Genomic DNA, 11,325 nt, shown 5'->3' with positions numbered 1-11,325 from the left:
GCTTATAAAGGTAAGATCGGGGGCGCTAGATTCCGAAAGAAGATATAAAGGCAGCGTGTCGCAGAGCGGATTTGGTGGCGTCGCTCTCTAATATTTTTTGCGAGTCTAGTCGTTTATCTCTTCTAATAAAGGGCAAAACTGATAGAAACAGTCTAGCCATACTTTTTAGGCCAAGGCTTACGAAGTAAGTTTGCTTTGCAAACTTTTTAGGAGGGCGACAGATGAAGCAAATCTTGTTGGTGACGGACGGCTGCTCGAATGTTGGGGTTAGTCCGGTTGTAGCGGCGGCGCATGCGAAAGCGGAAGGAATAGCGGTGAATGTCGTTGGCGTACTCGATTATGGCGATGTAGGCGAGCTAGGCGCTGCGGAGATCGAAGAGATTGCGAGAGCGGGCGGCGGCTTGAGCAGGCTGGTCAATATGCGGCAGCTGTCGCAGACGGTGCAGATGATTACGCGTAAAACAGCGGTGCAGTCGATTCAATTGGCGGTGCAAAAGGAATTGAAGCAAGTGCTCGGCAACGGCTCGATTGAGGCGCTTCCGCCAGAAAAGCGGAGCGAGGTGGTACGTGTCATAGACGAGCTTGGCGAGACGTCTAGGCTTCAAGTTGCTTTGCTGATCGATGCCAGCGCCAGCATGAAGCCGAAGCTGAGGGCTGTGGAAGAAGCGATTCACGATCTCATGTTGAGCTTGCAGGCGAGGCAGGGCAAGAGTGAAATTTCAGTATTCCACTTCCCAAGCTCCAAATACGGGGATGACTGCGCGATGGACCTCGATTGGACCGATAATTTAAAAGGGATGCAATCGCTGTTTCCGAAGCTGCAGATGAACGGGACAACGCCTACGGGACCGGCGATCATGCATGTCATTGATTTTTACCGGCAAGGGGATTATGGTAAGAAGAGCAGAGACGAAACGGATGGGATGATGAGTGACTACGTCGTTTAAAATCAACCTTCGCCGCGGCATGCAGGTGACGGGCAAATGGAAGCATAACCGTTACCGGGTAGAACGCCTGCTGGGAGAAGGGGCGAACGGCAAAGTTTATTTGGTGCAGCGGGATAAAAGCTGGTATGCGATGAAAGTCGGTGCGGACGCGGTCGATTTGCAATCCGAGATTAATGTGCTTCAAGCGCTGGCGAAGCAGGGCGGACAATCAGGCGGACAATCTGCCGCCAAGGAGCCTTTCCTCATTGATGTCGATGACTTGCTCGGCCCTGACGGCCGCGAATATTCCTTCTATATCATGCGATATGTCAGAGGCGTTACGCTTTCTGACTATTTGTCGCAAAACGGCGCGGAATGGTTTCCGCTTGTCGGACTTAATTTGCTGAACAAACTCGCTTTGCTTCATAAGAAGGGGTGGGTTTTTGGCGATTTGAAAGTCGAAAATGTACTCGTTGCCGATTACGGCTACGTCGAGCTTGTCGATTACGGCGGCGTTACGGCAACGGGCAAAGGCATCCGCCAATTCACGGAAATTTACGATCGCGGCTATTGGAACGCCGGCTCGCGGTCAGCGGATGCAAAGTATGATTTATTCTCGTTTGCTGTGCTCTGCTTGCAGTTGTTGGAGCCGAAACGGCTGCAGCAGCTAAGCGCGGGGCTGCCGCAAAACCGTTCGATCGAGGAGCTGCTTCAGGTTGCCCGGGAGAGCGAGACGCTTCGTCCGGTGTCCGGGTGGATGCAGCGCGCATTGACGGGAGACTTCTGGGATGCCGCTCAAGGGGCCGAAGCCTGGCGTCTGCTGCTGCATCGCAAGGATACGCGGCGGCGAAAGTCCGAGACGCCAGGCTGGCTAAAGGGTCTGGCGGCGCTGTCCGCGGTTCTTCTTGGCATTTCAATCTTTTGGCTGTTTCGATCCGGGCTGTAATTCACGGCAAGAACGAGAATGGCCTGGTGCCTGCGTCATACATAATAAGCGGTGCGACTTTGAGGGAATTGGAGAGGTCTAGTAGCAATGGGGAATGGTATGCCTGGAATGCTGCAGCAGTTGGAGAAGACGGCGGTGCAGGAAAAACTATGGACGAAGGGCGATACAATCGTGGCGGCCGTATCCGGCGGCCCCGATTCTATGGCCTTGTTGCATATGCTGCATGCGATAGCGGCTAAGCAGAAGCTGTCGATTGTCGTCGCGCATGTCAATCATGGCTTTCGCGCCGAGGAGTCGGCGCTTGAAGCGGAGCTAGTTCGACAATATGCAGCGCGCTTGTCGATTCCTTTCGAGATGACGGAGCTGCAAATGCCTGCTTATATAGAAGAAACGAGAATGAATGCGTCGGCTGCTTCGCGAGAGCGGAGGTATGCCTTTCTTCATGAGATTGCAAGCAAGTACGGGGCGGCATCGATAGCGCTGGCTCATCACGGGGACGACCAGGCGGAGACTGTGCTCATGCGAATGCTTCGCGGCGCGGGCCTGACCGGGCTTTCCGGCATGGCGTTTAAGCGCAAAGAAAAAAACGTGCAACTCATTAGGCCGTTGCTTCGTATAAACAAGTCAGACCTTTTGCAATATTGTGCTGAGCATGAGGTGCCTTACGAAGTCGATAGCAGCAATAATGAGCGGTATTATTTTCGCAATGTAGTGCGTTTGGATGTGCTGCCGTATTTATCGCAATTCAATCCTCAGCTGTCTCAATCGCTGCGCAGACTTGCCGACGTAGCGGGGGCTGAGGACGATTTGCTGGAGCGTCAGGCTGAAGAACGGCTTGCGGAGCTCGCGACGTTAACCCCCGGCGAAATCGCGATTCCGAGCAGCGAATTGTACGGGCTTCATGTTGCTTTACAAAGGAGATTGATTAAACTAATATTAAATTATCTTTCTAATGAAGCGGATTCGGCTGCATTCGAGCATATCGAGACGATGCGTCTCGCAGCCGCGCCGGAAGCTCCGAGCACCTGGCGTTTCGATGCCGGAGCAGGCATACGTTGCGTTCGCGAATATAGCGTCATGCGATGGTTGAAGCAAGCAGGCAGCGCAAGCGGAACAGATCCGAGCAAGGATGGATATGCGTTCGAAATCCATGAGTTTGCGGACTGCATACGCGTAGATGCGGGAGGCTTGTCGATCGTGTTCGAGCATCGCAGGAACGGCGATGCGCTAAGGGCGAAAGGCCGAGATGAGGCTTGCTTTGACGCAAGTCAAGTCGCATTCCCGTTGACGGTGCGCAATCGGCGGCCAGGAGATCGAATTTCGGTATTAGGATTAAACGGCTCCAAAAAAGTGCAAGATATGTTCGTTGACGAAAAGATCGCGCCGTCAGCGCGAGAACAGTACCCGCTAATTGTTGACGCGGAAGGGAGACTGCTGTGGATTCCGCGCATTCGCAGGTCGAGTCATGCGCTTGCCGAAGCGGATACGACGGATTTTCTTTTCATTCGTTTGGAGAACGAATAAGAAACGCAGTTATACTCATAAATATAAGCATTGGTGTAGGGGGATTTTTATTTTGCTAAACGACATTCAAGAGGTTTTGTACGACGCGCAGCAGATTCAAGCGAAAGTAAAGGAAATGGGCGAAACGCTGAGCCGCGATTTTGGCGGACGCAATCCGCTCGTTATTTGTATCCTTAAAGGTGCGTTTATTTTTATGTCCGATTTGGTAAAAGAAATGAACATTCCGCTTGAGATCGATTTTATGGCCGTATCCAGCTACGGGGCTGCGACTAAATCGTCGGGTGTCGTTAAAATTATTAAAGATTTGGACGCTTCTGTTGAAGGGCGTGACGTACTTATTGTAGAAGACATTATCGACAGCGGCTTGACGCTCAGTTACTTGATCGATGTGCTGGAGAGGCGCAACGCCAAGTCGGTGACGGTCGCAACGCTGTTCGACAAGCCGGCCAGACGCTCCGTCGATCTGGAAGCGGACTATACGGGCTTTTCGCTGCCGGATGAGTTCGTTGTCGGCTACGGACTTGATTATGCGGAGAAATACCGCAATCTGCCGTTTATCGGCATACTCAAGCCGGAAGTTTACCAGAAATAAGCGTTTCAAGCGCATGTCCTCCCCTCTGATTAGGTTCTATTGAGATGGAAAGTCATGCTATGGTAAAATATACGAAGCGTCTTGAGAGGAGGTAGGGGATGAATCGGATCATCCGCAATACTGGATTTTATTTGATCATCTTTTTGGTAACCGTCGGGATCATTCAATTTATTAGCAGCAAGTCCAACGAGGCCACCGTAAGCATTCGATACGATGAGTTTCGCCAGGCTATTAGCCAGAACAACATCGAGGAATTGAGCCTGAGGTACGAAGGTTATACTTATTCCGTGTCTGGTAAATATAGGGAGAAGCCAACAGGCGCAAAGACTGATGTTCTCTCTTTCACAACTCGAATCGGTCTTGAGGCCGGAGAGAAGATTATCAATGCGGAAGAAACAAATACGTTCAAGCTGAGCTATAAGAAAATGGAACAGCCGAGCATCTGGCTTACGCTCCTTACTTCCATTATTCCATTCGTCATCATTTTCGTCCTGTTCTTCTTCTTAATGAATCAGGCGCAGGGCGGCGGCGGCAAAGTGATGAACTTTGGCAAAAGCCGTGCGCGTTTGTACAACGAAGAGAAGAAACGGATTACGTTTGAGGACGTTGCCGGCGCCGACGAGGAGAAGCAAGAGCTCGTCGAGGTTGTCGACTTCTTGAAGGATCCTCGTAAATTTAACGTAGTCGGAGCTCGCATTCCGAAAGGCGTGCTGCTTGTAGGTCCTCCGGGTACGGGTAAAACATTGCTCGCGCGAGCTGTTGCAGGCGAAGCGGGCGTGCCGTTCTTCAGCATTTCCGGTTCGGATTTCGTCGAAATGTTCGTCGGTGTCGGCGCATCCCGCGTCCGCGATCTGTTCGAGAATGCGAAGAAGAATGCTCCATGTATCATTTTCATTGACGAGATTGACGCAGTTGGCCGTCAGCGCGGCGCCGGACTCGGCGGCGGACATGACGAGCGCGAACAGACGCTCAACCAATTGCTCGTTGAGATGGATGGCTTCGGCGCGAACGAGGGCATCATTATCGTGGCGGCGACCAACCGTCCGGATATTCTCGACCCTGCGTTGCTCCGTCCGGGACGTTTCGACCGTCAAATTACGGTAGACCGTCCAGACGTAAAAGGACGCGAAGCGGTGTTGAAGGTTCATGCCCGCAACAAACCGCTGGATAAAGACGTTAAGCTTGATATTATCGCGAAGCGTACAACAGGCTTTACGGGCGCTGACTTGGAGAACCTGTTGAACGAAGCGGCATTGCTTGCCGCTCGCCGCAACAAGAAAGATATCGGCATGCGCGAGGTTGACGAGGCGATTGACCGCGTCATCGTCGGCACCGAGAAGAAGAGCCGCGTAATCAGCGATCGCGAGAAGCGGATTGTTGCTTATCACGAGGCGGGCCATACGATCATCGGCTACTTCCTGGAACATGCCGATCAAGTGCATAAAGTTACGATCATTCCGCGCGGACGCGCTGGCGGCTATGTCATCATGCTGCCGAAGGAAGACCGTATGCTCGTAACGAAGCAAGAGCTGCTTGATAAAGTAACCGGTTTGCTCGGCGGCCGTGTGGCCGAAGAGCTGTTCATCGGCGAAATCGGCACTGGCGCATACAGCGACTTCAAGCAAGCGACAGGCATCGTTCGCAGCATGATCGTAGAATACGGCATGAGCGACAAGCTTGGTCCAATGCAATTTGGCCAGTCGCAAGGCCAAGTGTTCCTTGGCCGTGACCTCGGTCACGAGCAGAACTACTCTGACGCGATCGCTTATGAGATCGATCAAGAAATGCAGCGCATGATCAGCGAAAGCTATGAGCGCGCGAAGAAACTCTTGACCGAGAAGAGCAAAGAGGTGCATATTATTGCACAGACTTTGCTGAGCGAAGAGACGTTGGAGCTTGAACAAATTAAGAAACTGATCGAGACAGGATCGCTCACTGGCGAAGGTTCTTCCGAAGGTGGAGACGGTGCTGTTGTGGAATCGACTTCCGAGCCAATTGTAGATACAATTGGCGGTGTGAAGGTGCGAATTCAAACTCGTGAAGAAGGCGATATTACGCCGCCGGCGCTGAATGAAGAGAAGCCGGCTGACGGAAACAACGAAGAAGACCCGAAATAAGGTCTGACAGATGAGGCAGTCCGTATGACGTTTTGTAGATAAACGTTGTACGGACTGCTTTTTTTTGTAGAAATAACGCAGCAGTCCGATCAATTGGGAAAAGTTGTTTTGGGCTCTTTACAATGTTCGGATTTTGCCTATAATATGAATTGAAAGAAAATACAGAAAATTGAAACTTGATAGGTTTGTGTAAGTTTTTGCTCAGAAACATGTCTTCGGATGACGGTTCAGTTAATTTTTTGTTAGGAGTTAGTTGATTTATGTTAGATAATCTAACATAAAATGATTGACGTTTGGCCTTTTGTCACTATAATAGATAGAAACAGCGGCCAGAGACATGTCATCATGATCAGGATTGCAGGGCGCCATTCACTGCTTACGAAGCGAGTTTTGCTTCGCAAAACTTTTAGGAGGTATGGGTCTATGAGCAAAAACAAGCATTTGGCATTTATTCTGACAATGGTTCTTGCAATGACGGTTGTACTGTCGGCGTGCGGGGGCGAGAAGGGCGGCGCAGGAGCGAAGTTCAACATCGGTATGGCGACTGACGTCGGCGGCGTGAACGACAAGTCCTTTAACCAAAGCGCGTGGGAAGGCTTGCAGAAGATTACGGAAGATACAGACGCAAAAACGAAATACCTCGAAAGCAAAGGCGACGCTGATATGGAGCCGAACCTGAATGCTTTCGTGAAAGAAGGCTATGATCTGACTTGGGGTATCGGATTCTTGTTCTCCGACGCGATGAAAAACGTAGCGACGCAGAATCCTGACGCCAACCTTGCCATTATTGATAACGTAGTGGAGCTTCCTAACGTCGCTTCCGTTACATTTGCTGAGCATGAAGGCTCGTTCCTCGTTGGCGTTGTCGCGGGACTTATGACGAAGACAGGCAAAATCGGCTTTGTCGGCGGGATGGACATTCCAGTCATTCATAAATTCGATGCGGGCTTTGAAGCCGGCGTTAAAGCGGCTAATCCAAACGCTGAGATTGTTAAAAACTATACCGGTGATTTCGGCAAGCCGGATCTCGGCAAGCAAGCGGCGGCTACGATGTATGACGCTGGCGTCGATATCATTTTCCACGCAGCGGGCGGTACCGGAAATGGCGTATTCAACGAAGCGAAAGCGCGTAAAGACGCGGGCAAGGAAGTATGGGTAATCGGTGTAGACAAAGACCAATCGCTGGAGTTTGGCGATGAGATTACGCTCACCTCTATGATGAAGGGCGTTGAGCAAGCGGTATACAAAATTTCGAAGGAGCTGATCGACGGCAACTTCCCGGGCGGTAAGATCGTTGAGCTCGGCCTGAAGGATGACGCGGTTGGCCTGCCGGAGACATCCTCGAAGAACGTTCCGGAAGACGTGCTTAAGAAGGTTGAAGAGTACAAAGCGAAAATCATCAGCGGCGAGATTAAGGTGCCAACAGCGCCGGCAGACAAATAGTTTTGGTTAGTCTTGTATGTCCGACAAGACCGGCTTCGGGCCGGTCTTGTTCTCGTTAAAGGCGTATACATACCGGAGGATGGTGAGAGCATGGACCGGAGTGAAGCAGCAGCAGTGGTCGAATTAATGGGGATTACGAAACGGTTTCCGGGTCTTGTCGCGAATGATTCCATTGATTTTGTGTTGAAGAAAGGCGAGATTCATGCCCTGCTGGGCGAGAATGGGGCAGGCAAATCGACGCTGATGAACATTTTGTTTGGACTCTATCAGCCTGATGAGGGCGAGATATGGATTAACGGCGAGAAAGCGGTTATCGACGGGGCAGGCAAGGCGATTGAGCTGGGCATTGGGATGGTGCATCAGCACTTTAAGCTGGTACAGCCGTTTACAGTCGCCGAAAATATCATTCTCGGCAATGAGCCGAGAAAAGGCGCGTTTATTCATTATAAGAAAGCCCATGCGAAGGTTCGGGCGATTTCGGAGCAGTACGGGCTGAAGGTTGAACCCGAGGTGCGGATTAAAGACATTACCGTTGGGATGCAGCAGCGGGTGGAAATATTGAAGACATTGTATCGCGGCGCGGACATTTTAATTTTTGACGAGCCGACGGCAGTGTTGACGGTGCAGGAAATCGAGGAGTTGATCGATATTTTGCGAAGCCTCGCAGCAGAAGGCAAATCGATCATACTCATTACACATAAGCTTAAGGAAGTTATGGCGCTGGCCGATACGGTGACGGTCATTCGCAGAGGAAAGGTTGTGCGTTCGTTGCCTGCGGTGGAAGCGAGCGAAAGGCTGCTGGCTGAGCTAATGGTCGGAAGAGACGTTAATTTTAAAGTAGAAAAGCTGGTTCAACCGCCAGGTCAGGTCATCCTTGAAGTTGAAGAGCTTCGCAAAAAGGGCGACCACAGCCATCCTGTGCTGGACGGCATCTCCTTTCAAGTTCGTTCAGGCGAAATCCTCGGCATCGCCGGCGTTGACGGGAATGGTCAGAGCGAGCTGGTACAGGCAATTACAGGCATGATCTCGGTCGACAGCGGCACGGTTAAGCTTAACGGCAGCGACATTACAAACCGCAGTCCCCGGCAAGTGGCGCTGGCGGGCGTTAGCCATATTCCTGAGGATCGCCATAAACACGGATTGGTGCTTGATTTTACGCTAAGCGAGAATATGATTCTTGGCAGCTATCATGAGCCGCAATTTGGCAAGCGCGGTTTTATTGATTATAAGGCGATGGATACGCTCGCGAGCCGTCTGGTCGAGGAATTCGACGTCAGGGGCTCCGGCATTCAAGCCAAGGCCAGATCGCTTTCGGGCGGCAATCAGCAGAAGGCGATTATTGCCCGGGAATTATCGCGCAATCCGGATTTGCTTATCGCGGTGCAGCCGACGAGGGGGCTTGATATCGGAGCTATCGAATATGTGCACAAACGGTTGATCGAGGCGCGCAACGCAGGCAAAGCAATATTGCTCATTTCGTTTGAGCTCGATGAGCTGTATGCGCTGTCGGACCGCATTGCTGTTATTTTCGAAGGCAAGCTGACTGGAGAGGCGGATGTTCATAACCGGAACGATCAGGAGCTTGGACTAATGATGACTTGTAATTGGGAGACGATTCAACAGCAGAGGAAAGGGGAGTACGTAGATGGAGACCGTCCGTAAGCTGTTCAATAAATCATCGCTGCTCGTACCTCTCGTTTCCATTGTATTAGGCCTGCTGTGCGGAGCGATTGCGATGCTGATCGGAGGGTATGATCCGATTTTGGCGTATAGCTCGCTCGTTGAAAAGCTGCTAGGCAGCGCTTACGATTTCGGAGAGACGATTCGCGCGGTCACGCCGCTTATTTTTACAGGGTTGGCGATTGCGTTCGCGTTCCGTACCGGACTGTTCAATATCGGGGCGGAAGGCCAATTTATTATGGGGATGACCGGCGCGACGATTGTCGGCGTATCGCTTGAATTGCCTTGGTATATTCACGGCCCGCTGGCTGTTGCGGCTGGAGCGGTGTTTGGCGGGCTGTGGGCGGCGATTGCCGGCTATTTAAAGGCGGCGCGCGGAGTCAACGAAGTTATTTCATCCATCATGCTGAACTGGATTGCACTATTTCTCTCCAACTATATTGTCGCTGCATTTCTGCTGGAAGAAGGGCAGCAGAAGTCGCGCCCTATTCATGATTCGGCACGCATGTCGATCAATTGGCTGGCCGATGCGATGGATCATGCCCGGGTTCATTGGGGGGCTTTGATCGCGATCATTTGTGTTGTCATCTTCTATTTGCTTTTGTGGCGCACCAAGCAAGGGTTCGAGCTTCGGGCTGTCGGCCATAATCCGAACGCCGCTTTATACGCGGGGATGAACGTGTCCCGCACGATCGTCAAATCGATGTTCATCAGCGGGGTTTTTGCCGGACTTGGCGGGGCGTTCGAGGTGCTGGGCGTTTTCGGTTACCAGGTTGTTATGGCGGGCATGCCGGGCTACGGCTTCGAAGGCATTGCTGTTGCGCTGCTTGGCGGCAATACGCCGGTGGGTGTCTTTCTCGGGGCGGTGCTGTTTGGCGGTTTAAGCTACGGCGCTGCAGGGATGAGCTTCGGCGCCGATGTGCCGACGGAAATCGTCCGTATCGTAATTGGAACCATCATTTTCTTCGTCGCTTCCCATGGACTTGTACTTTACATCCTGAAGCCGTTCTTGAACCGACGCAAAGCGGCTGCCAAGGAGAAGGAGGCGGCTAAAGCATGAACGTTCTTGAAATTATCGGTCAGTTGATCAACATTACGCTCGTATTTTCCACAGCGCTCATCTTTACTGCACTGGGAGGCCTTTTCTCCGAGCGTTCGGGTGTCATCAACATCGGTCTTGAAGGCTTGATGGTGTCGGGAGCGTTCGCGGCGGCGGTCGTCACCGAATATGCGATTCGCGGCGGATTGGAGCAATCGGCGCCATGGCTCGGCTTGATTGCTGCGATAGTGTACGGCATTTTATTCTCGTTGTTGCATGCGGTATCGACCATTACTTTCCGAGCGGACCAGACGGTCGTCGGTGTCGTCATTAACATCCTCGCATTGGGCTTATCCATTTATTTAACCAAAAGCTTGTTCGAAGGCTCGGGGCAGACACCGACGCTAGAAGTTGTATTCCATAAATGGGCGATTCCCTATTTATCAGACATTCCATTGCTCGGCCAGGCGATTTTTACCGCTTACCCGACGACGTACATCGTTATTATTCTAGTGGTTATCAGCACATATGTATTGTTTCGCACGCCTTTTGGCCTCCGTTTGCGGGCGGTCGGCGAGCACCCAAGCTCTGCGGATACGGTTGGCATCAGCGTTGCAAAATACCGCTATATCGGCGTCATGCTTAGCGGCGCCTTGGCGGGACTCGGCGGCGCGACGATTACGCTGACAACGACGAGCAGCTTTGCCCACAATACGATCTCCGGGCAAGGATTTATTGCGCTGGCTGCGCTTATTTTCGGCAAATGGAACCCGCTGGGCGTAGCGGGCGCCGCGATTTTCTTCGGTATGGCGCAGGCGCTTCGCAACTTCGCGCAGCTGTTCGATTGGGCGCAGCAAATACCGAATGAGTTTTTCTACATGCTGCCTTATCTGCTTACGCTTATTGTGCTTGCAGGAGCGGTCGGGCGTTCTTCCGCTCCGGCTGCGCTTGGCGAACCGTACGATTCGGCGAAGCGATAGTGTAGCGGTGTTGAAGCCGGATCGTTATAAATCTAAAGGGTGTCCTCGGGTCGGCGCTAGGCCGACAGGCGGGACGCC

9 protein-coding genes are annotated in these 11,325 nt (G+C 52.1%); all 9 read left to right on the top strand.

Annotation, left to right across the window (positions count from 1 at the left end; all coding sequences use genetic code 11):
* Positions 1 to 221 precede the first annotated feature (221 nt).
* The 9 genes from GOM71_RS17310 to GOM71_RS17270 all read left to right on the top strand — a co-directional run bounded on the left by GOM71_RS17310 (position 222) and on the right by GOM71_RS17270 (position 11,247).
* Positions 222 to 947 carry a vWA domain-containing protein gene (locus GOM71_RS17310; RefSeq protein ID WP_156283315.1) on the top strand — a complete coding sequence of 242 codons (726 nt, stop codon included), beginning with the start codon at positions 222 to 224 and terminating at the stop codon, positions 945 to 947.
* Positions 931 to 1,872, top strand: coding sequence for a protein kinase domain-containing protein (locus tag GOM71_RS17305; protein ID WP_367649674.1), 942 nt, complete (start codon positions 931 to 933; stop codon positions 1,870 to 1,872). Before GOM71_RS17310 ends, GOM71_RS17305 begins: the two co-directional genes overlap by 17 nt.
* An 87-nt stretch (positions 1,873 to 1,959) precedes the next feature.
* Positions 1,960 to 3,396 (top strand): tRNA lysidine(34) synthetase TilS, encoded by a 1,437-nt coding sequence (gene tilS / locus GOM71_RS17300; protein ID WP_156283313.1) that lies wholly within the window; start codon positions 1,960 to 1,962, stop codon positions 3,394 to 3,396.
* Between the two features lie 52 nt (positions 3,397 to 3,448).
* A complete protein-coding gene (gene hpt, locus GOM71_RS17295) occupies positions 3,449 to 3,988 on the top strand; it encodes a hypoxanthine phosphoribosyltransferase (protein WP_156283311.1) in 540 nt (179 codons plus the stop codon).
* Between the two features lie 98 nt (positions 3,989 to 4,086).
* Positions 4,087 to 6,105 carry an ATP-dependent zinc metalloprotease FtsH gene (gene ftsH, locus GOM71_RS17290; protein ID WP_156283309.1) on the top strand — a complete coding sequence of 673 codons (2,019 nt, stop codon included), beginning with the start codon at positions 4,087 to 4,089 and terminating at the stop codon, positions 6,103 to 6,105.
* Positions 6,106 to 6,564: 459 nt separating this feature from the next.
* Positions 6,565 to 7,548, top strand: a complete 984-nt coding sequence (locus tag GOM71_RS17285) for a BMP family lipoprotein (protein WP_301539640.1) — start codon at positions 6,565 to 6,567, stop codon at positions 7,546 to 7,548.
* 90 nt (positions 7,549 to 7,638) lie between these two features.
* On the top strand, positions 7,639 to 9,210 hold the full coding sequence (locus GOM71_RS17280; RefSeq protein WP_156283305.1) for an ABC transporter ATP-binding protein: 1,572 nt from the start codon (positions 7,639 to 7,641) through the stop codon (positions 9,208 to 9,210).
* Positions 9,194 to 10,288: an ABC transporter permease gene (locus GOM71_RS17275; protein WP_156283297.1), complete on the top strand. Its 1,095-nt coding sequence runs from the start codon at positions 9,194 to 9,196 to the stop codon at positions 10,286 to 10,288. Before GOM71_RS17280 ends, GOM71_RS17275 begins: the two co-directional genes overlap by 17 nt.
* Complete coding sequence (locus GOM71_RS17270; RefSeq protein ID WP_156283295.1) at positions 10,285 to 11,247, top strand: ABC transporter permease; 963 nt, start codon at positions 10,285 to 10,287, stop codon at positions 11,245 to 11,247. Before GOM71_RS17275 ends, GOM71_RS17270 begins: the two co-directional genes overlap by 4 nt.
* The last annotated feature ends 78 nt before the right edge of the window (positions 11,248 to 11,325 follow it).

Origin of the sequence: Paenibacillus sp. NEAU-GSW1 (assembly GCF_009737085.1) — a bacterium.
In the GTDB taxonomy this organism is placed as follows: Bacteria; Bacillota; Bacilli; order Paenibacillales; family Paenibacillaceae; genus Pristimantibacillus.
Note: the sequence above shows the minus strand (reverse complement) of the source record. Positions and strands in the feature narration are given on the sequence as shown.